The organism is Shewanella sp. 10N.286.54.B9 (assembly GCF_041468565.1).
Classification (GTDB): Bacteria; Pseudomonadota; Gammaproteobacteria; order Enterobacterales; family Shewanellaceae; genus Shewanella.
Genome location: NZ_JBFRIY010000024.1, coordinates 52600 through 74663 on the forward strand (window position 1 = coordinate 52600; position 22064 = coordinate 74663).

19 protein-coding genes are annotated in these 22064 nt (G+C 42.7%); 13 read left to right on the forward strand and 6 right to left on the reverse strand.

Annotation, left to right across the window (positions count from 1 at the left end):
* The first annotated feature begins 349 nt into the window (after positions 1–349).
* The 5 genes from AB4135_RS09300 to AB4135_RS09320 all read left to right on the forward strand — a co-directional run bounded on the left by AB4135_RS09300 (position 350) and on the right by AB4135_RS09320 (position 5576).
* A complete protein-coding gene (locus tag AB4135_RS09300; RefSeq protein WP_371992270.1) occupies positions 350–1471 on the forward strand; it encodes a hypothetical protein in 1122 nt (373 codons plus the stop codon).
* 3 nt (positions 1472–1474) lie between these two features.
* Positions 1475–3205 carry a hypothetical protein gene (locus tag AB4135_RS09305; protein ID WP_371992271.1) on the forward strand — a complete coding sequence of 577 codons (1731 nt, stop codon included), beginning with the start codon at positions 1475–1477 and terminating at the stop codon, positions 3203–3205.
* A gap of 608 nt (positions 3206–3813) precedes the next feature.
* Positions 3814–3936: a hypothetical protein gene (locus tag AB4135_RS09310; protein WP_371992273.1), complete on the forward strand. Its 123-nt coding sequence runs from the start codon at positions 3814–3816 to the stop codon at positions 3934–3936.
* A gap of 429 nt (positions 3937–4365) precedes the next feature.
* Positions 4366–4494 (forward strand): hypothetical protein, encoded by a 129-nt coding sequence (locus AB4135_RS09315; protein WP_371992275.1) that lies wholly within the window; start codon positions 4366–4368, stop codon positions 4492–4494.
* Positions 4495–5102: 608 nt separating this feature from the next.
* A complete protein-coding gene (locus AB4135_RS09320; RefSeq protein WP_371992277.1) occupies positions 5103–5576 on the forward strand; it encodes a TetR/AcrR family transcriptional regulator in 474 nt (157 codons plus the stop codon).
* A gap of 27 nt (positions 5577–5603) precedes the next feature.
* Here the strand turns inward: AB4135_RS09320 and AB4135_RS09325 are convergent, their stop codons facing one another.
* Entirely contained in the window at positions 5604–5876 is a 273-nt protein-coding gene (locus AB4135_RS09325; RefSeq protein ID WP_371992279.1) for a hypothetical protein, read from the reverse strand.
* Between the two features lie 248 nt (positions 5877–6124).
* Here AB4135_RS09325 and AB4135_RS09330 point away from each other — a divergent pair, with 248 nt between their 5' ends.
* Positions 6125–6712: a hypothetical protein gene (locus AB4135_RS09330; RefSeq protein WP_371992281.1), complete on the forward strand. Its 588-nt coding sequence runs from the start codon at positions 6125–6127 to the stop codon at positions 6710–6712.
* A gap of 9 nt (positions 6713–6721) precedes the next feature.
* Positions 6722–7804: a rhomboid family intramembrane serine protease gene (locus AB4135_RS09335; protein ID WP_371992282.1), complete on the forward strand. Its 1083-nt coding sequence runs from the start codon at positions 6722–6724 to the stop codon at positions 7802–7804.
* A gap of 62 nt (positions 7805–7866) precedes the next feature.
* On the opposite strand, the gene AB4135_RS09340 is transcribed toward AB4135_RS09335, so the two are convergent.
* From AB4135_RS09340 to AB4135_RS09355, 4 genes are all read right to left on the reverse strand, one after another.
* A complete protein-coding gene (locus AB4135_RS09340) occupies positions 7867–9237 on the reverse strand; it encodes a MipA/OmpV family protein (RefSeq protein WP_371992284.1) in 1371 nt (456 codons plus the stop codon).
* Between the two features lie 174 nt (positions 9238–9411).
* On the reverse strand, positions 9412–10794 hold the full coding sequence (locus AB4135_RS09345; RefSeq protein WP_371992286.1) for an NAD(P)(+) transhydrogenase (Re/Si-specific) subunit beta: 1383 nt from the start codon (positions 10792–10794) through the stop codon (positions 9412–9414).
* Between the two features lie 6 nt (positions 10795–10800).
* Positions 10801–11076, reverse strand: a complete 276-nt coding sequence (locus tag AB4135_RS09350) for an NAD(P) transhydrogenase subunit alpha (protein ID WP_371992287.1) — start codon at positions 11074–11076, stop codon at positions 10801–10803.
* Complete coding sequence (locus AB4135_RS09355; protein WP_371992288.1) at positions 11077–12264, reverse strand: Re/Si-specific NAD(P)(+) transhydrogenase subunit alpha; 1188 nt, start codon at positions 12262–12264, stop codon at positions 11077–11079.
* Between the two features lie 348 nt (positions 12265–12612).
* On the opposite strand from AB4135_RS09355, the gene AB4135_RS09360 reads away from it, so the two are divergent.
* The 6 genes from AB4135_RS09360 to AB4135_RS09385 all read left to right on the forward strand — a co-directional run bounded on the left by AB4135_RS09360 (position 12613) and on the right by AB4135_RS09385 (position 20997).
* Positions 12613–14394, forward strand: coding sequence for an assimilatory sulfite reductase (NADPH) flavoprotein subunit (locus tag AB4135_RS09360; protein WP_371992290.1), 1782 nt, complete (start codon positions 12613–12615; stop codon positions 14392–14394).
* A 91-nt stretch (positions 14395–14485) separates the two neighbouring features.
* A complete protein-coding gene (cysI, locus tag AB4135_RS09365; protein ID WP_371992292.1) occupies positions 14486–16183 on the forward strand; it encodes an assimilatory sulfite reductase (NADPH) hemoprotein subunit in 1698 nt (565 codons plus the stop codon).
* Positions 16176–16940 (forward strand): phosphoadenylyl-sulfate reductase, encoded by a 765-nt coding sequence (locus AB4135_RS09370; RefSeq protein WP_371992294.1) that lies wholly within the window; start codon positions 16176–16178, stop codon positions 16938–16940. Before cysI ends, AB4135_RS09370 begins: the two co-directional genes overlap by 8 nt.
* 1148 nt (positions 16941–18088) lie before the next feature.
* Positions 18089–19813, forward strand: coding sequence for a hypothetical protein (locus AB4135_RS09375; protein WP_371992296.1), 1725 nt, complete (start codon positions 18089–18091; stop codon positions 19811–19813).
* Positions 19814–19902: 89 nt separating this feature from the next.
* Positions 19903–20316 carry a DUF3010 family protein gene (locus AB4135_RS09380; RefSeq protein ID WP_371992298.1) on the forward strand — a complete coding sequence of 138 codons (414 nt, stop codon included), beginning with the start codon at positions 19903–19905 and terminating at the stop codon, positions 20314–20316.
* A 111-nt stretch (positions 20317–20427) separates the two neighbouring features.
* The gene (locus tag AB4135_RS09385; protein WP_371992300.1) at positions 20428–20997 is read left to right on the forward strand and encodes a peroxiredoxin family protein; all 570 of its coding nucleotides are present in this window, start codon (positions 20428–20430) and stop codon (positions 20995–20997) included.
* Positions 20998–21081: 84 nt separating this feature from the next.
* Here AB4135_RS09385 and rpiA read toward each other — a convergent pair whose 3' ends face one another.
* Positions 21082–21738 (reverse strand): ribose-5-phosphate isomerase RpiA, encoded by a 657-nt coding sequence (gene rpiA, locus AB4135_RS09390; protein WP_371992301.1) that lies wholly within the window; start codon positions 21736–21738, stop codon positions 21082–21084.
* Between the last annotated feature and the right edge of the window lie 326 nt (positions 21739–22064).

Sequence of the window (22064 nt, forward strand, 5' to 3'; positions counted from 1 at the left end):
TGAATACCTAGCAAGCTCATGGTAGTCGCTAGCTCGTTTTTGGACATAAACGTGCTACATCATAAGCAAAATTAAAATTACTTGAGGTATGGCAAATCCTGCTTGTAATGCCTCCTAAAAGCTTCTAAGCCGCCAGAAGGGTCTACGGAAGTTGTTGGATAAACTCTTAAATTCGGTTGCTCTCCTAGAAGGTTGGCATGCGATTTTTTATCATTACTAATGAGTAATGGCAATTCATCTAAGCATATGTATTAAAAGAAAATCATTACAAAATCTTTATCAAATATGATATAAAGACACTCAGACTAGCAAGTTATTAGAGCAAAACAATAGATTCAAGGAAATGGTGTTGGTTGATCAAAGCGTAAATGCAGGAGTTAGGGCACAGCAAGGCTTTTCTTTGCAGAGAAACATGGCTCTTTTCATCATACTGGATAACTACGATAGCAAATTTGATGGAACGAAGTATTTCCTATCTCTTGAGCATCTAGAAGATATACTGTTCTGCTATCTTGATGACCATGGGAAAGCAGTCAAAGTAGAAACCTATCAATCGAAAAAGAAATCCAGTGGTAGTTGGAAAATTGGTGTTGATCTTGCCGAAATAATAGTCAAGATACTCAAGGTAGGTAAATCACTCATTTCAGATGAGCATCCTAAATGTTGCAGCTATAATCATGACCTGTACTTTTCATCAAATACAACCATGCAACTCGAAAAGAAAGTAACTCGCAAGGTTGGTAATAAAAGTCAAAGTAAAACTTATGCTCAGGCTGTAAACGAGGAAGACTCTGAAGTCATTTATGATGAGTTAGACCCAATTATACAAAAGGCTATAACCACCAAACTTGAAAAATACGAATCATACAATATCGAAAACTTGTGTGATGAGTTAGGAAATTTGAAGTTCTTATATATAGATTTTAATAAAACGAATAAAGAACAAGAAAATCAATTAAGAACCAAACTTGAAGATATTTTTGATAGAAAAATTAGTGATTCTAAAGCAGCGTTAGAGTCTATATTTAGATTGTTTAAGGGTGTTGAGCTAGCTTACAACCAAAAGAGCATTGCTAGACTTTCTGATAAGTCAAAACAAGTACAAAGCCAAGACATTAATAATGCTATAGAGATCATTACAACAAAATCTAAAGCCTTTCAGTTCTGGCGAGATCATAAGAGAGAAGTTGGTAAAAAGCTAGGGGTTAAGCCATTCGAACGTGAAACCTTTGAGATGAAATTCAGTTTGGCCTTTGATTTATTTAAAAGTAAAGATGAAGCTGAGCATCAGAAAATCCTAGAGTTTGTAAAATCTAACTACCGTCAATGTAGCGGTTTCAGCGAAGATGACTGTATAGAAGAATTGGCTAAAAAGTTTAAGGATGAAAGTAGTTCAAGTTTGGACGATCAAACATTAAAAGCCACGATGTATGCAGCATACTTTGAATCAATTAATAAAGTGGATGATTAAAAATTGAGTGTTTCAGTAGAATATAACAATTTCTTTGCTTATAGCAGCAAGGGACAAAAATATTTCAACACTATATTTACCGAAGGTATTAATATCGTTCATGGTAAGAATACGTCTGGAAAAAGTACCTTTATACAAGCACTTCTCTATACATTCGGCATAAATGATGAGAAGATAAAACTTGCAGAGCTACTTAAAGAAGGAGTGATTTTTAGACTAGACTTCACCATTTACAACCCTACCACAACAAAAGTTTCAATTGTAAGAGACGATGAAATAGTTTCTATAAGAGTTGCAGAAAAGCCACCAGTGAAGTTTATAGGTATAGGTGGTAACAAATCTAGAGAACACGTAAAGTTAAAAGCGTTTCTATCTGAATTATTTGGTTTCACTCTACATCTAGAGTATGACAACGATTACAAACCAGCTTCACTTGAAGCAATGTTTTTGCCTTATTACATAGCTCAAGATGTTGGTTGGGTTTATCGTCATAAATCATTTAGAGGATTGGATTTCGTCAAAAACTTCAAGAATGATTTCTTTGATTACTTCCTAGGTATAACAAATAACTATGATCACCTGGAGAAAAGCCGACTCGATAAAGAAAAGAAAGATCTAGAAGCTGAATCTAGACTTCTTCACAAGATAGAGCAAAACGATAAGAAACTTAAACTTGCTAAGTTGAAGGACGAAGTATTCACAGCAAAGACAATTGAATATATCGAGCCATACAAAGAGAACAAGTCCAAGCTAATAGAGTTAGAAAAAGAATACCTTTCAATATGTAATAAAATAACACTGTTAGAAGAAAGCAGAAAGGTGCTGCGTAGAGTAAAACGAAGTTTAAATAATGATATTTTAGCTGATACAAAGTGCCCAACATGCTCACACGAGTTATCTCACTCTGTTGGAGATACATATAATTATCTTCAGGACTTAAATGACACAGATAAACAACTTGAAGAGTTAAACAAGAACATTAAAGAACTTAAAGATTCACAGGGAAAACTCAACTCTATAATCAATGACATTAATGAGAAGAAGAAGGTCGTTGAGGAAGAGTATTATGAGCTTCTAGAATACAAAGTGGATAATGTCACGTTCGAATCATGGTTAAAAAATAAAGTAAACGTCGAATTGTCAGGTGAGTTAAAGAGCAAGCTAGGCGAAATTACATCAAAGATATATGAGGTAGAAGGTAAACTCAGTAAGTTAAAGACTGACGATGCAGTTAAAAAAGAAAGGCGCAGTGCTAGTTACACCTTTAAGTCTATATTTGCAAAATATGCCTCAGAGTTAAAAATCAAACCATTTGAAGATGAACGTTTCTATTTGTTGTATGATATTCCAGCTTTTCCTAGACAAGGTGTTGAGTTACTGAAAACTCTTCTAGCTTACAATTTTTCATTTGTTGAAATGATAAAGAAAACTGATTACACACATGTGCTTCCTTTTGTCCTTGATGCTATATTCGAAGGTGACTTTGAAGACGAAAGTAAGAATGAAATACTTGGATTTATCAAGAAGAATTCTTCAGTTAGTCAGCAGTTAATATTTTCGATAGCAGATTCTAAAAGTAATGCCAACTCGGCTACAACATACAACGAAAAACACTTCAAAAACAAAGCAAAACTCATTTGTATTGGTGAAAATACTAAACAAAGATCGTTTCTTGCAAAATACAACGGTGAGTTTGAAGAGTACATTGATGAAACTATGGAAATTTTGAGTTAAGACCCTCGGGTGTGACCATATTACTTGGTCACACTAGTAAGCTTCTAACTCTGTAGACAGAGTTACTGATATGAGAAAAAGTAAGTCAAATATCTCTTTGGTGAAGTGAGTGGTCAGTCGGTGATAACTTACAATGGGGCATTTCCGCGTTAAGCATCAAGCCGCAAGAGTATAAATTGAAACACCAGTTAACCAGTGCAGATACGGCTGAAGCCGTCGAAAACAGGGATGTTTTCGTTGAGCCTACACGGACGTACTAGCGGCGAGCTTCAGCAGTGTCTGCACATGAGGTCGTTCCTTCACATCCATGTGTTCACGACATTCGGACATCCTGTCCAGCACCCGCTGCAGGCGATTGATAACAGTGAAGCTGCAACTCATAACTCGCTATCTTGTAGCGCTACCCCAAAAATGTAATCAACCTTCACTCAAAGGCTAACCAACTTTGGGGCAAAAGTGAGTTACAAAACTAGCGGAAAACATCTATTTCCCCATCGGAGTTGCCGAACTCATCGAAGACAAATCGCGTGAGTGAGGCATGGATGCCGAGTTAGCCTTAGGTGAGCCATGGATGGCGAATATAAGGCGATAGCTATTTTCGAAAATGAGTGAGGCTGAACAACTTCGTCGGGGCGGCAGGGGTGATCCAAGAGGGGATTGCTGTTGATCCCCTTTTGGCCGAGTGTGAGCTGGAAGCTCACGACTTTGGTCAAGCGCAGTTTGATAAATAATAGAGGGCTAAGCTACTTTGGGCCATTTCCGCGTTAAGCTTCAAACCGCAAGGGTATAAATTGAAACACCTGTTAACCAGTGTAGATACGGCTGAAGCCGTCGAAAACATGACCAATTCCGTTCCATACATAATTTGGCATTCCCTCCGTCCATGGAGGTCTGATGTTTTCGTTGAGCTTACACGGACGTACTTGAAGCGTGCTTCAGCAGTGTCTGCACATACCCCGCTGGAGGCGATTAATAGCCATGAGGCCACAAGTTCAAACAGGTTGCTTGGTAACACCAGTCAAAAATGTAATTAGTCTTCATGCGAAGGCTAACCAACTTTGGGGCATTTCCAAGTTCGCCCCTAAACGACTAGCTCTAATGAGTACACCAATTACTAGGTGTAGATACGGCTGAAGCCGTCGAAAACAGGGATGTTTTCGTTGAGCCAACACGGACGTACTAGCGGCGAGCTTCAGCAGTGTCTGCACATGCGCCCGCTGCAGGCGATTGATAACAGTGAAGCTGCAACTCATAACTCGCTATCTGGTAGCGCTACCTCAAAAATGTAATCAACCTTCACTCAAAGGCTAACCAACTTTGGGGCAAAATTGAGTTACAAAACTCGTAGAGCACACCGATTCCCCATCGGAGTTGCCGAAGTGCGGAGATGAAAATGCCGTAGAACCATCATGGTCTTTCCCGTGCATCCATGCACTTCAAGACATTCAGGCATCCTGCCTATCAGATGATGGTTCAGGCTCGGCGGGACATGGATGTCTCATCTGAGCCGTTAGGCCATTTTTATTGGAGCATGAGGAGCAACAACTTCGTCGGGGCGTCATGGTGGATGCAAGGAGGATAAGGACGAGCAGTCCTCCTTGCTCGGGTGTGGGCGAAGCGCCACGACTTTTCTTTTCTAGAATTGAAAGCGAAGCTTGATATACCTAATAGCTAACTAAAACGTTTTGGCGCAAAAGAAAGCTAGTATTTATCTAACGTGATCCCAACGTGCTAATACCTGCAAGTCTGCTGATAAAGTCCAATCTTAATAAGCATAGCAACCGTATTTAGCTGAACCTAAGCTGAACACCAGTCAGATTGCTACACAAGATGCGAGTTTCAGTAGCATGCTTTTGATAGAGTGAGATCAATTGCACAAAGCCAATGGGGAAGTATTATGCCAAAGCGTTCCAAAGCTGAAACTAAGCACACTATCGAGCAGATCTTAATGGAAGCGCAAAAGCAGATCCTAGAAATGGGTTATGACGTTATGTCCTACTCAAGCTTGTCTGAAGCAACAGGTATCAGCCGTACCGGTATTAGTCATCATTTCCCTCATAAATCTGATTTTTTAACCCAACTCGAACCTAAGTTTGCAAGTTTACTGATGGAACACTTAGATTTTAGTTGCCGTGATGCATTGCGAACCTCTTGGCTGAGAGCGCTTGAGTTACCAACATTTAGCGGTATCGTGAAGCTATTTTTCTCTATCTGCGGTTCTAGCCAATTGGATTCTGCGCAATATAAAACATTAGGTTCGCTTAATGCTAAGGCATCAGCAGAACTCGGCGAGCATGGGCCATCGATAATTGATACTTTGCTAGGACGAAGTGCTGTGTTGTTGTTTAGTCAGAAACCGCAGGCAGTGTAGGGCAGAGGAGGGCGCTATTGAAAAGCGCTATCTGTTCTCTCTCAGTACGATGCTCGGATTAAAGTTAATCTCACCTTCATCATCTATTGTAGCGAGTTTATTGTCTTGGCTGGCAACGGCGGTGCTGCAATTATTCGCATTACGGACAAACAAAAGCTGGTAGCCCAATTTCGCTAAGGTATAAAAGGCAAATCGCTGTGCATTAGTGAGTTTTATCCAGTGACTATTGGTATCAGTTGACGTCTCTTTTCTATTTTCGATAAAAGGAGACGTTAGTTCCATAGCAGCTGTATGTAGCATTTAAATTCACTTATTTTGACTAAAATTCCGATGACCAATGTTGATGTATAAGTGAACGATAAGCAAGTGAAATTTATCGTTTTAGTTGATGGTGAGAATGGTCGCTATATTCTTGTATATTGAGTAGCAAATACTACTTAGTACAGCTCTAAAAAACACTTATAGGCTATAGCGAGCAAAGCTCTTTTTGTATATGCTTGCGGCGTTCAAAGGTTATGAGTATTTACCAACAAGGAGTACAGCACGAAATGGATGTCAAGCCTCAGGTTACAGCTGCCGCAGAACCAATCAAACGATTCCCTAAATTAGATAATCAAGAGCTGGTAAAAACCAGTTTTTGGATCAGCCAAGTATTTATGATCATTGCCACCATTGTTGGTGTCTACTTAGCGGCTCAAGAAGGCTTATCACAGGCTATCATTTTTGATGAATTATCTAACAAGCAAAACAATTACTATTTGCGGCATGCGCTTTATGATGAAGTGAATGACAATGTCACCATAATCAATGAGTATGCTGATACGGTTGCAAAGACCTCCCCTTATGATCTAAAAAGTATTCACCCCAATATGGCCACCTTTGTTTGGGAGAATATGCGTTACTCCGCTAATACACTAGAAACACCTACGCAGATCTTAACCGAGACGCGGCGCTTTTATATGGCATCGGCCGATATTATTTCTAAAATGGAAACACGCTTTTACGGTGCTAAATTTGGCGCAAATAAGCTTAAAGAGCTGACCAAAGGGGTATCTGAATCAACCCTGCCAATGTTAAAGAATAACTACCAAGCATTAGCTGTTGAGCTAAAAGCTGCTGATATTACTGTCGAATAAGGATATAAAATGACAATCATCTGCCCTGGCTGTAATAGCCAAGCGATGCGAGTTTTTGACTTTCATGGTCAAGAAGTGGATAGCTGTACTCAATGCGGTGGAATTTGGTTTGATAGTGGCGAGCTAAATGGCGCGCTGTCTGTCGCTGACAATGGTAATAGCAATGTCGGTATCGAAAACGCTTTAGGTGAGAATTTAGGCGTGTCATCTCGAAAATGCAGTCACTGCCAATGCAATATGCAGCACTATTATTTGATGGATGACTTTCAGGTAGAGGTCGATGTCTGCCACTCTTGCACTGGTGTTTGGATTGATGAGCATGAACGAGAAAAGGTGGTGCAATCTCCTAGAGTAAGAGCTGCATTGGAGCAACTTAATCAGAAAACCAGTGTTAAAACTTGGCTGTTTCAATTTCTATTGCAAATGCCGATTGAATATAACCTCAAAACAAAGAGCAGGCCTTGGGTTACTTATGCTTTGCTCGCGTTAAATATTATCATCTTCTTTGGGTATGGTTATAGTGAACCAGCCACTGTATGGGTGTTCGATCATTTTGCTATGCAGCCATCATTAGTGATGCAGGGCGAGCAGGTGATACCATTGCTAAGTCATATGTTCTTGCATGGTGATATTATGCATCTGCTGGGTAATATGTATTTTCTCTATGTAGTGGGTGACAATTTAGAGGATGCGCTCGGTCATTCTCGCTTCCTCGCGGTCTATCTTCTATGCGGCTTTGCTGCAGCATTTGCGCAGATAGCGTCTGACCCAACTTCAGCTATCTTTATGGTCGGAGCAAGTGGTGCGATTGCTGGACTGTTTGGAATGTACTTGCTGTGGTTTAGGCACGCCAGCCTCACCTTTATGTTTGTCATCTACCAAAAGAAGCTATCGCCAATGGCATTTTTTGCCATTTGGTTATTGATAAATCTTTTTGGTGCTTGGGCAGCACAAGGCGGAGTGGCCTATTGGGCACACATTGGTGGTTTTATCGCAGGCCTGGTAATAGGTTTATCGCTCAAAGCACGAGTGATGTCAGCCAACCCTGTCTTGGCACTGCTTAACTCGACTGAAGTGAAGGTTTCTAGATAAAAGCTAAAGCTTACAAAGAGAAAAGGCCGCATTATGCGGCCTTTTTTAGTATCTCAAAACGTTTAGAAGTGCCATTGCAGATAAACCGATTGATAGTTACTGCCGCCACTAATACGACCAAAAGCTGAGCTAGACTCAAAAATACCTGAGCGGTGATGGATGCTGTAACCAAACCAAAGGTTTTCCATATCGCGTGAATTGAAAATATCGCCCACATTGACATCTAAAGAGAAGTCTAAGTAGTTAAGCAATTTCGATGGTTTGTAATCCTTCTCTGCAAGTTCGCTCGACTCTATGTGGGTCACGGTGCTGGCATAGGATAAACCTTCAGCGACACCAAGCCTAAAGCGTGGACCTAGCTCAAAGGTGTAATAAGCCTTAACTGCGATAACAGCCTCGGCGATATTGTCTTGTACCTCGGAGTCATGGTGCCACACTAAACCTGGGGTTAAGTACAAGTCTATTGGTAGATTAAACAGGCTGTCAGTTAATTGAGTACCATAAAAAGCTGAGGTCATCTGGTTGTTGTAAGGGTCCGTTTTAGTTTGCCATTTGAGTATTGCATTCAGATTTGATGGTGTTGCCCAACCGTGGGCAATACGCAGGTATTCCGTCGGCTTTTGCTGTTTAGTTATGACGGGTTTAGCAGAGTAACTCTTTTTCTTTGATTCGGGGAAAAAGCCAAAACCAAAGAAGGACTCATACTGAAAACGGTTGTTAATACTGGGCAGGTTATAAACGTCATCTTCTAGGCGGCCAACACTAAATTGGCCGAGCAGATATAGGTTACTGATAACATGATAGCGTGCTTTTATACCCGCATTAAAGCTCACCCCACCGCCAACATCATATTGGTCTAAGCCATAATAGAACTGATTAAAGTCAGCACTTTTCCATTGAAATTCAGCATAGGGTACTAAGCGCCAGTCTTCAGACTCCCATAGGTATTGGGTGCGGCTATAACCATAGCTACGCTTGTTTGAGTCAGAAAGAAAGGCCAAGTCGACATCCCACTGATCTTTTACAAAGCGATATTGTAGCCCGAAATCGAATGCTTGAGACTGGGTGTCATTTTGCAGCTCTTGCGGGATATCAACAAAACGGAAACGGGTATAAAGGTTTACCTGATGATTATCGTTTTTCCAAATATGTCCCGCGGCTTCCATACCGTTTATGTAGAAATAGTCATTTTGAAAATAGATAAGTGGCAGGGTGTCATACACCTCATCCTCTTCTGTGGCGTAAGGAATATCACCGCGGCGCATACCAATACCTATGCCCCAACTGTCACTCCATTGATAGGTCGCTGGCTGCTGGGCTGCTTCATTAGTAACAGGAGCGGTTTTAGTCGGCTCATCATTGGCCTGAACAGCACTTAAAGGACTAAGCAGCATTAAGCTGACCGTGATAGTAGAGATGAAATTTTGTTTCATATTATTATTCTTCTTAAGTAGGCGCAGTATTTGTTCCATTTACTATAAGCACCAGTATAGGTAATAATTGTTTTTAAGTCTGATTTTTATACATAAGTTTAACAAGTTAAGCTTGTTCTAGAATTAAAAAAGACCGCATTTGCGGTCTTTTTTGTTTGGAGCAGTCGTTAAGGATTAGTCAGCTTCTTTCAAGCTTTGAGTTAACTCAACAATGGCTTTTTTACCATCGCCAAACAACATCACTGAGTTATCCATTGCAAATAGCGGGTTAGGCAAGCCAGCAAAACCTGGGCTAAGTGAACGCTTAACCACGACTACCGTTCTAGCTTTGTCGACGTTAAGAATTGGCATACCGTAGATAGGGCTACCTTTATCTTCGCGTGCCATTGGGTTGGTAACATCATTGGCACCAATAACTATCGCAACGTCAGTCTGCTCAAACTGTGGGTTAATCTCATCCATCTCGATTAACTGCTCGTAAGGTACTTCAGCTTCTGCTAGTAACACGTTCATGTGTCCTGGCATACGTCCGGCGACGGGGTGAATAGCGTAAAGCACATTGGTGCCACGCGCTTCCATAACTGACGCGAGTTCGCGTACAGCATGTTGTGCTTGCGCCATCGCTAACCCGTAACCTGGCACAATAACAACGCGTTCAGCAGTTTCTAGTAGCATGGCGACCTCTTCAGGAGATGAAGAGGTGACTTTACCTGCATAGACTTCGTCTGCATCAACGGTTTCGCCGCCTTCTGCCATCACGCCAAATAGCACGTTAAATAGCGAGCGGTTCATCGCTTTACACATGATCTGCGTCAGAATAATACCTGATGCGCCAACCAGTGAACCCGATACAATCAGTACTGTATTGCCTGTAATGAAACCTGTAGTTGCCGCTGCAATACCCGAATATGAGTTAAGCAGTGCAATAACAACTGGCATATCTGCGCCGCCAATTGGGATGACTAACAACAAACCGAGTACCAGAGATACGGCAACCAGCGCGTAGATAAGGTTGATGTTGCTTGGATCCATCACAATCGCAACGGCTAAACCAATAGCACTTATCAGCAGCAATGCATTGAAGATTTTATTACCTGGCACCTTTATTGGGTTACCAGAGATAAGCTCCTGCAGCTTTGCAAAGGCGATAAATGAACCAGAAAGCGTCACCGCACCAATAATCACTGTTGCACTAATAGATACCAGTGCAACGGTATGAGTGGCTGACTCTGGGTCAAGGAAGTTAGCCAATGCAATAAACAGTGACGCGCCGCCACCAAAACCGTTTAGCATCGCAACCATTTGTGGCATTGAAGTCACTTGGATTTTGGTCGCCATCACAGCGCCAATGGTACCACCGAGTAACACACCAGCAATAATCCACTCGTAGCTCAAAATGCTTTGATCTAACAAGGTAACCACGACAGCGATGAACATACCGAGTGCTGAAAGTTGGTTACCTCGTACTGCCGTACGGGGCTTGGTTAGGCCTTTTATCCCTAAGATAAATAAGCTCGCAGCCACCAAATAGGCGAGATAAATAATCGTCGTACTCATAGTGGCTTATTTCCTTTTGAACATAGCTAGCATGCGGTTAGTAACCATGTAGCCACCAACAACATTAATTGTGGCAAGTACCACAGCGATAAAACCTAACACATTAACCCAGACTCCCGCGCCAGAACCGGCTGACAAGAGTGCGCCAACTAATGAGATCCCAGAGATTGCGTTTGAGCCTGACATCAGCGGTGTATGCAGTGTTGGTGGTACTTTGGTGATCATCTCGACGCCGAGGAACACTGCGACCATAAATAGGGTCAGTAAAAGTAAAATTTCCATTTATTTAGCCTCAGGTGTAGCAGCTTCAGGTGTTGGTTCCTGCGCTGGTAGTCCTAAAAGATCGCGTAGACGCGCACTTGCCACTTCGCCTTTGTGCGCCACAACAGTATCGTTAACAATTTCATCGTCGAAATCGAGATGCAATACACCATCGTTGTCGACAATCAGTTTAAGTAGGTTTTCGATGTTAGTACCGTACATTTGGCTAGCATGATTAGCCGCACTGCCAGGCACATTTGATGGACCTAGAATGGTCACACCTTTGTAAACCACCTCTTTGTCGACTTCTGTTAGCTCACAGTTACCGCCAGTTTCAGCGGCGAGATCAACGATGATAGTGCCACTTTTCATGCCATCAACCATCTCTTTAGTGATCAAGATAGGTGCTTTTCGGCCTGGAATAGCAGCAGTGGTGATAACGATATCTTGCTGGGCTAAAACGTTGGCCATTGCTTGCTGTTGACGTTTTAAGAAGTCATCGCTTTGCTCGGCGGCGTAACCACCTTTGGTTTCGGTATTTTCAGTTTCTAAATCGAGTTCGACAGGCTTGGCACCGACAGAGATGATCTGTTCACGAGCCGCAGGGCGAATATCGTACGCTTCAACCACCGCGCCTAAGCGTTTAGCGGTTGCACAAGCTTGCAGGCCTGCAACGCCGACACCCATAATGAAAGCGCGTGCAGGTTTGAGGGTGCCTGCTGCTGTCATCATCATCGGAAACAAACGTGGTGCTTTATGGGCTGCCAGTAACACCGCTTTATAACCTGCAATAGTGGCCATCGACGACAAGATATCCATGCTTTGTGCGCGTGTAATTCGCGGCACTAGCTCAAGAGCAACCGCTGTAGCCCCTGTCTCTGCAATGGCTTGAGCATTCTCTGGTTGCGCCAGAGGATCCATCATACCGATGACAATCTGCTCTGGTTTAATGCTTGTCTTGAGCTCTGCAAGCTGTTCGCCTTTGGCGTTAACAACAGTAATTACATCGGCGTTACTTAGGACTTGTTCGCGGGAGACGACTGTTGCGCCTGCTGCGATATAGTCTTCATCGGTAAACCCGGCTTTACTTCCTGCATTGCTTTCGACCAGTACTTGCACATTCTTTTTTAGGAGTCGGGCCACATTGGCTGGAATGAGTGCAACTCGACTTTCTCCAGCGTGACTTTCTTTGGGGATACCTAACTTCACAAAGGTTAACCTCTCAGTTGAGGACATTCGTAGGGACAGATGTCATTTTTTATTTGTAAGGTTGCATATTGTGGCGACTCTGAATTTAGACACAAGTGCATATTTTTCAATATCGTGTTTCCGGTACTGGTCAGACTAAAAATTTTGCGCTAGGCCACACTTTTAGATAGAAGTTTGCTGTCATCAAGCCCACTAAAAGTGAATTCATTCAAATGTCAGTTACTTTTGTAGCTTAATTTTCGAACTTTGTATATTCCAAAATGGAATTAAAAATTATCTTTTATTCTTTTTTACTTTTGGAGCGAGGGGATAAGCTTGCCAACATTATACTGATACTGGGCCGTCCTAATGTTGTTAAAAGAGCTTTCATCACTCGCATCACCTTTGTCTTCTGGACAGGTCGATAAGTTAAAACAGCTAACCGCTGAACTGAGTGCCGTTCAACTTGCGTGGGTAAGTGGTTACCTAGCGGCTACGTCAGAGCAAGGAACATCCGCTACACCACAAGTAAGTGCAGAGCAAACGATTACTATTTTATATGGTAGCCAGACCGGTAACGGTCGTGGGATTGCAACTGAGCTTGCTGAGAAAGCACAAGCGCAAGGTTACGCAGTTAACTTGGTTTCAATGGGCGATTACAAAGCGCGTCAGCTAAAGCAAGAAACACTGCTACTTCTCGTTGTAAGCACACATGGTGAAGGTGATGCGCCAGATGATGCTATCGAATTGCATAAATTCTTGTCATCAAAGCGTGCCCCTAAGTTAGATAACCTTAATTACTCGGTATTGGCATTAGGTGATTCAAGCTATGAATTCTTCTGCCAGACGGGTAAAGATTTTGATACTCGCTTAGCTGCACTTGGTGCAACTGCTATTTCACCGCTTATTGAGTGTGATGTTGATTACGAAGAGCTCGCTGCTACTTGGCAAGAGAGCGTACTTGAAGCTGTTAAGCCATTAGTCGGCAGTGCAGGTGCTAGCGTGGTTTCAATTGCTGGCGCTGCAACATCAGCAACTTCAAGCTTTACTAAGCAAAAGCCCTACACCGCAGAATTATTAGTCAGCCAAAAGCTAACGGGGCGAGACTCTGATCGCGATGTACGCCATGTTGAAATTGAACTAGGTGAATCGGGTATTAGTTATCAAGCGGGTGACGCACTCGGCGTATGGTTTACCAACAGTGAACAGTTAGTGAATGAGCTGCTTGAAAGTTTGAGCCTTAACGGTGACGAACAAGTGGCTTTAGGCAGCGATAATGTGAGCTTGCGAGATGCGCTTACCAATAAGAAAGAGTTAACACAACTTTACCCTGGACTGGTAACAGGCTGGGCAGAGCTCAGTCAAAGCCAAGCATTGCTCGACATCAGTAGCGACAAAGCGCTGGTTCGCGAATATATTAATAATAACCAAGTGGCTGATTTAGTGCGCCAGCATCCCGCAACAGTGAATGCTGAGCAGCTAGTTGGCTTGCTTCGTGGTATCACGCCAAGGCTCTACTCTATTGCGTCTAGCCAAGCTGAAGTGGAATCAGAAGTGCACTTAACGGTAGCGTTGGTTGAAGATGAGCGTGATGGTGTTACCCGCTTTGGCGGCGCTTCTCAGTTCCTCGCTAGTGCAGAAGAGGGACAACAGCTACAAGTTTATGTTGAACCTAATAACCACTTCCGCCTGCCAGAAAACCCAGAAACACCTGTCATCATGGTTGGCCCTGGAACAGGGGTGGCACCTTTTAGAGCATTTATGCAGCAACGTTCAGCCGACGGTATTGAAGGCAACGCATGGCTGATATTTGGTAATCCTCACTTTGAACAAGATTTCTTGTACCAAACAGAATGGCAGCAATACCTGCAAAGTGGTGAGCTTTCGCGCATCGATTTAGCTTTCTCTCGCGATCAAGAACACAAAGTATATGTGCAACATAAGATTGCTGAGCAAGGCGAAACGCTATGGCAGTGGTTAGAAAATGGCGCCCATTTCTATATCTGTGGTGACGCAGAGCGCATGGCGAAAGATGTACACCAGGCACTGTTAGATGTTGCGGTTAAATTTGGCGGTAAAACCATTGAGCAAGCAGAAGAGTACCTAGAGACCTTGCGAGCAGCAAAGCGTTACCAAAAAGACGTTTACTGATCTCTATTTGAGCAAACAGAACGCATTGATGAGGCGCTGGTCGTTAACCTACCAGCAGCATATATAAAAGAATAATAGAGAGTATCTTGCTATGAGTGAGAAGAAGTTAGCAGTAAACGAGTATTTAAAGACCGACAGTGACTACCTACGTGGCACCATTCAAGAAGGTTTGGACACCGCGGTTACCGGTGCATTTAGTGAAGGTGATCAGCAGTTAATTAAGTTTCATGGTTTCTATCAACAAGATGACCGTGACTTGCGAAACGAGCGTAAAGAGCAAAAATTAGAGCCATTGTATAGCTTTATGTTGCGTGCTCGCGTTGCGGGTGGTGTATGTTCACCACAGCAATGGTTAGCGGTTGACGAAATTGCTTCAAACCTAACCAGTTCAAACAGCATTCGTTTAACGACGCGTCAAACCTTTCAATACCACGGTATCCCAAAGCGTAACTTGAAGACCATTATTCAAGATCTTGACCGTGAAGCATTGGATTCGATAGCGGCTTGTGGTGATGTAAACCGTAATGTGATGTGTAACCCAAATCCGGTTGAATCGAAGTTACATCAGCAAGCTTATGCCTATGCCAAGCAATTGTCTGACAATATGCTACCGCACACAAAAGCCTACGCTGAGATATGGTTAGATGATGAGAAGCTAGTGACCACAGAAGGTCAAGAGGTTGAACCTGTTTACGGTAAGACTTACCTGCCACGTAAATTTAAGATGGCAGTCGCAGTACCGCCAGATAACGATGTTGATGTTTACACCAATGATCTAGGCTTTGTGGCTGTTGCCGAAGCGGGTGAGTTAGTTGGTTTTAATATGGTTGCTGGTGGCGGCATGGGCTCGACGCATGGTGAAGTTGCCACTTTTCCACGTTTAGCTGACGATTTTGGTTACATTAAAGCGGAAGATACCCTTAAGTTTGCCGAAGCAGTGATGACCGTACAGCGTGACTGGGGTAACCGAGAAAATCGTAAGTTGTCTCGTCTTAAGTATACGATTGTGAAGCACGGCTATGACGCTTTTAAAGCGGAAGTTGAAAAGCGAACTGGTATTAAGTTTGAGCCAAAGCGTGATGTGGTCATTGGTGATCGTGGCGATCGCTATGGTTGGAAGCAGGGTGTTGATGACAACTGGCATTTGACCCTATTCATTGAAGGTGGTCGTGTTAAAGACTTGCCGGGTCAACCGCTACAAACAGGACTGAGAGAGATTGCAAAAATTCACCAAGGTGACTTCCGCATGACCTCCAACCAAAACATTATTATTGCTGGCGTCCCCGCAGCTGATAAAGACAAAGTTGAAGCGTTAGCAAGACAGCACGGATTGATGGGTAAGCTTATTACCGAAACCCGTGGTCACTCTATTGCTTGTGTGGCGCTGCCAACCTGTGCATTAGCAATGGCCGAAGCGGAGCGTTACTTCCCTGATTTCTTGACCAAAGTCGAAGCATTACAAGATAAGCATGGCTTCTTGGATCAAGGCATTGTGATCCGCATGACAGGTTGCCCTAACGGCTGTGCCCGTCCATTCGCCGCTGAGATTGGTTTAGTCGGTAAAGCACCGGGTCGTTATAACCTTTATCTTGGTGCAAGCTTTGAAGGAACGCGGTTAAACAAGTTGTACCGTGAGAATATCCAAGAAGCTGAGATCCTTGCTGAATTAGATAACCTATTTGCACGTTATGTTTCAGAGCGAGAAACTGGCGAGACATTTGGTAACTATACCGTTCGTAGCGGTGTTGTGACCGCAGTGTTAGATGCTGCTAAGGACTTTCATGGCTGATTTGCAGATTAATTCTGTTATCTCTAAAGAGGCGCTGGCAGCTTTGCTTTCAGCGCCAGAAGTAGAGCAGCGCGCAGAGTTAGAAAGAGTTAATGCATTTCTTGATGAGTTAACGCCGCCGCAACGAGTTGCTTGGGCGTTAGAATACTTGCCAGGCAAGGCGGCACTTTCCTCTAGCTTTGGCATACAAGCCGCAGTTATGCTGCATCTGGTCAGTCGCCAGCGGTCTGACATACCGGTGATCTTAACTGATACAGGATACCTTTTTAGCCAGACTTATAAGTTCATTGATGAGCTGACGGAGCGGCTTACCTTGAACCTTAAGGTATATGCCTCACCGTTGAGTGCTGCCTGGCAAGAGGCCAAATATGGCTTTTTGTGGTTGCAAGGAATTGATGGACTGGATCGTTATAACCAGATCAATAAAGTTGAGCCTATGCAACGTGCGCTTAAAGAGTTAGAAGTAGGCACTTGGTTTGCGGGGCTTAGGCGCTCGCAGTCGAGCACCCGTGAAACTCTGCAAGTGCTAGCGATCCATGGCAAGCGATATAAGGTGTTGCCAATCATCGAATGGAGCAACAAACAGGTTCATGATTACCTTACTGAGTTTGATCTACCTTACCATCCATTATGGGACCAAGGTTATGTCTCGGTTGGTGATACACATTCAAGTAAACCGCTTGAACTGGGTATGACTGAAGAGGAAACCAGGTTTAACGGTATAAAGCGTGAATGTGGCTTGCACTACGATATTTAATTTCGAGTTGTGAATACTGACTTTTAATGAATATCTAAGTGGTACTGATGTACAGCTTATAGTTTGTATTGTGTTATTAATTGCTATTTGATAACCATTTAAGCCTATAAATTAAAAGGACTTTAATTAGTTTTTAGTCCTTTTTTAAAATATTTGTACATTTTTACTCACAAGGTTATGCACAGCTGTTTTTTTTAAGCTATAGTTCATCGTTCCCGTAGATGGTTTTAGGAACTGTTCCGTATCAAACCTAATTAGGTTTAGTGACATTTAGTCTTCCACTGAATGATTCTTATAGTCGAGATATATGTATATTCTCCTATTTTAACATTCATCTAAATGTCGCAGGCGGAGCTGTCAGTAACCCAACAAACCAAGCTCAGTTTGCGCAACGTCAGCGCTTTAATTGAGTGCTTAGATTGGCTTGCTAGCGCCTGCTTATCCAAAGCAAGTTACTCCCCAGATAGCCTGATATGGCTGTCTGGGGCTTATCCTTCCCATAACCACCTTTTTAACAAATCCTTTAATCAATGACCCTCGTAGAAATCATAACCTGCAGCGAGAAAACGGCTTCATTCCGCCAACGATTAATACCAATTGCATTAAGTATTTTATCCGTTCTGACGTAGTGCGGCTGAGGTAAAAAATGGGCAAAATGCTGTATGCTTCGTTATGGGGTTTGGATATACGACTAAATGGTCTATTTTGTTCCATACAAAATGAGACATTCCGCCCTCCTTGGCGGTCAGATTTAGGAAGTACGAGACCAAGAATGGTCGAAGGTAGAATAATGCAGGAGCAATTATCAAGGATGCCAGAGCTGAGAATAACGCTTAGCTCAAATCCCACTACTTGCCTGCAGCCTTTTGAATTCCCGCTAAACGGTCAAACTTTTAATGCAATTGGTATTATACCGATTGGTATTATTGAGTGTTGAATCAAGTAACTAGCTGATAGAATTTACCGGATAATGCTGTACTATAGCCACAATAGCTGAGGATGATTTTCTCAGTATGTCTAGGTACTCAACTAATAAGTAAAGAGTTTTATTGAACAGTTGTTACCGAGCAATCTAGTCCTGTGGTGACTAGGTAAAAACATTTGCATTAAAAATGTGGGTTGATGGAATCATTAAATGGAGTTTTTAAATGAATAAGATGTTAGTTGCTGCAGCGATAGTCGCTGCAGGTGCGGGTGGATATTGGTACAGTCAACAGGCTGCAGATGTTTCTGCTAGCGATAACGCCGTTATGGCATACATTCCAGCAGATACACCGATATTTTCGGGGCAGTTACAGCCTTTCCCTATTAAGTCTTATATCAACTCTTTATCTGATGCTTATAAGCAATCTGGCGCTAATTCGTTGGGCGAGTGGGAAACAGAAGAAGATCCTCGGGCGAAGTTTTTCTTAAGCTTAACTAAGTCCTACTTAGCGGCAATGCAAGATGGCGATACCTTTATTAATACCTTTGGCCTAGCTGAAAATATTCGCAGCTACTTTTACACCTTGGGTGCATTACCGGTACTTAAAATCGAAGTGGCTAATGCTGATGCTATATGGGCGCTGCTGGATAAAGCAGAAGGCGAAAGTGGTTTAGCCCATGTCGCAGGTCAACTGAAAGGGGTTAACTATCGTAGCTACCCGCTGACAGAAGCGACAGATGAGGAACAGATAAACTTGGTGGTTGCAGTTAATAATTCAATGTTAACCATGACCATCGATACCTCGTTTAGTGAAGCGACCCTGCTTGAAACTGCTCTTGGAGTTACGCCTGTTGAGCGCTCTATTGTTGATGCAAAGATCATCGAAGATATCATTGCAAAGCATGGATTCACTGATGACGGTATTAGCTATATCAACCATCAAGAGATAGTCACTGCACTTACCAGTACCGACGGTAATCAGCTGGCTCGGCAACTGACGAAACTATTCGCCATGGCGAATGAAGATCCATTTGCCGAGCTTAGAACTGCGACCTGTAATCAAGAGTTTTCATCAATTGCAGCCAATTGGCCTCGTACCGTTGCGGGTTATGACCAACTTGAAATCAGCAATGCAGAAAGTTCATTGAGTTATCGTATGGTTATTGAAAGCAACAACCAGGTGATGCTCGATGCATACCAAAAGATGCGTGGTTATATTCCTGCTTATGTACACGATATCAATAATAGCGTGTTTAGTTTTGGGTTGGGAATCGACGTTAATCAAATGGTGCCATCGCTACAAGCTATTTGGGACGACATGTTAACCCCGCAATATCAGTGTGCACCGCTGCAAGAGATGCAAGTACAGATGAGTCAGCAAAGCCCGGCAATGCTTGGCATGATGACCGGTATGGCTAATGGTGTTAAAGGTGTTGGTCTGTCTGTTATTGATTATAAAATCAGTGATGATGTTGATGCTCCAGAGATCGAAAGCTTAGATGCTGTAGTCACCCTGTCGGCCGATAACCCAACGATGCTATTTAATATGGTTAAACCATTCGCACCTGAATTGGCAAATATTCAATTGCCAACAGACGGCAGTGCTGTGGTACTTAACGATGTATTACCTATGCCGCCAGAGATGAATATAACCGCTAAAATGGCTGTTAAAGGCAATCACTTGGTGCTCTATTTTGGTGATAAAGGCGAAGAGGCAGCAAATAAACTAAGTAGCGAAGCTGTAACTAATAATGGCTTACTGGCAATGTCAGTGGATTATATGAAGATGTTTGCGCCATTGTTGACCTTTATCGAGCTCACCGGAGAACCTGTTCCTGAAGAGTTCAAATCGATGAAAGATTACGATATGCGCGTTAAGGTAGCGCTTGATGTTGATGATAAAGGTGTAACGATCGATTCAGCGGTGAACTCCAGAGCGACTAAGTAAAATTTAATATCCCGAGAAAGCATCTCGACAAAACGCCAGTTCATGATAGCTGGCGTTTTTATTTTTAGAGCGAGTTTAGGAGAGATAAAGTGATTATTGCAGGGCTTTTGTTAAAAGCGAACGAAGTCAGAATAGTAATATTAGCTGGGGAGCGTGCTAGTCATAGCTTAGTCGCGCCTAAAGTGACAAAGTTCAGCTTGCTTAAAAATCCAACCCAAACAGATGTTGTCACTTTCATCGAACAAGTTAATACGCATATTGCTAGCAATGGCGTTAACAAAATCGTATTGAATAGGCGTTCCACCACAGGACAAGGGGCTGGTGGGGCTGGTACATTTTTAATGGAAGGTGCGATGCTTGCCAGTTGCAGTGTTGAGATTGATTTTATTCACCCGGCGACACTGCGTGCATCTGACAAAAAACACAGTGAATTGAAGTCCTGCCGACCAAAGACCGTTGATTTAGGCAAGGCTTACGATTTAGCATTTGAGTGCTTATCTTAAAAGGCAGTTCTCAACTGCAAGTGATCTTTTTAGATTGTTATGCGTATATTTGTCAGGTGTAATAAGTGCTATAACAATGACAGGCGACACAGGGAATATTAGGTGGAAACTATGATCAAACAATTATCAAAGATACTTTTAGCCGTAGCGCTAGTACTGCCGCTTGCGGCTACAGCAACCGATTTAAAGGTTGGCGATACGGCACCAAATTTCAAGTTACAAGCAACTGACGGTCACTTTTACCAGCTAAGTGATTACAAAGGTAAGCAAACCTTGGTGTTGGCCTGGTACCCAATGGCTAATACTCATGGCTGCACGCTTGAATGTAAATCTCTGGTGCAAAAAGGGCATCTTATTCGCGAGTACAATGCGGTCTATATGATGGCCAGTGTTGACGAGCTAGAAGATAACCAAGCGTTTGCCAAAGAGCAAAAAGCTGACTTTCCTATGTTAAGCGATCCAACCAAAGAAACTGCTAAAGCTTATGATGTGCTTAACTTTGTTCGGGTAGCGAGTCGGGTGACTTTTTACATTGGCGAAGATGGAAAAATCTTAAAGATTGATGAGGATATCAATGCTGAAACAGCTGCTGAAGATATCGCTGCAAACTTAGCAGAGTTGAATATCGACAAAGCTGAAGGTGAGCTTGAGAATAACAGTGAAACCGCGCAAGTCGAATGATTTTTAGCTCGGTTAGAAACTAAAAGCCACAGACTGAAAAGTCTGTGGCTTTTTTACGTTCGCTGAGAATGAGCTCGCGATAAATTACTTAACTGTCTTAACACCTTCTGGCGTACCAACTAATAGTACGTCTGCGCCGCGCATGGCAAATAAGCCATTGGTGACCACACCAACAATGCCATTGATCTGCTCTTCAAGCTCTTTCGGGTTCATGATCTTCATGTTGTAAACATCTAAGATGATATTGCCGTTATCTGTTACCACACCTTCACGGTACACAGGATCACCACCAAGCTTAACCAGTTGACGCGCCACGTATGAACGAGCCATTGGAATAACTTCAACAGGAAGTGGGAACTCGCCTAGAATGTCGACCTGCTTAGTATTATCAACGATACAGATAAACTTATCAGCCACTGCAGCGACAATTTTTTCGCGAGTTAGTGCTGCACCGCCGCCCTTGATCATATCCATATGGCCGTTGATCTCATCTGCGCCATCAACATAAACCGACAGTTCATCTACACTGTTAAGATCATAAACAGGGATACCAAGTGCTTTCATTTTCTCGGTAGATGCTTCAGAGCTTGATACGGCGCCGTCAATATCAGCTTTCATTGTCGCAAGGGCATCAATAAAGTGATTCACGGTTGAGCCAGTTCCTACACCAACAATGCTATCTTTTTCAACATATTGTAGTGCAGCCCAACCAGCGGCTTTTTTCATTTCATCTTGAGTCATAACGAAATCCTTTTTAAAGGCGAGTTTTAAAAATATTGGCGCTAGTATACGCTTTAAACGGCCAAAGCGTGCCTGAATTTTTGTTTTAAAGTGACAAGCTCTGCATATCGTGATTAGCTTGCCACTGACTTAGCTTTTTTCAATAGCCGTTTACTGTTAAACGACTGCTTTTAAAACAGCTTTAAGAGGTTTGAATTCAAGCTATATACTTTTAATGATAGTGGCTCGTAAGCGAAGTGTTGTAATAATTGCTATCCCCTACAAAGACAGATACACATTAAAATAGATAGTCAGGGGCATAAAGGTTAAGAAGGATTTTAAGTGCT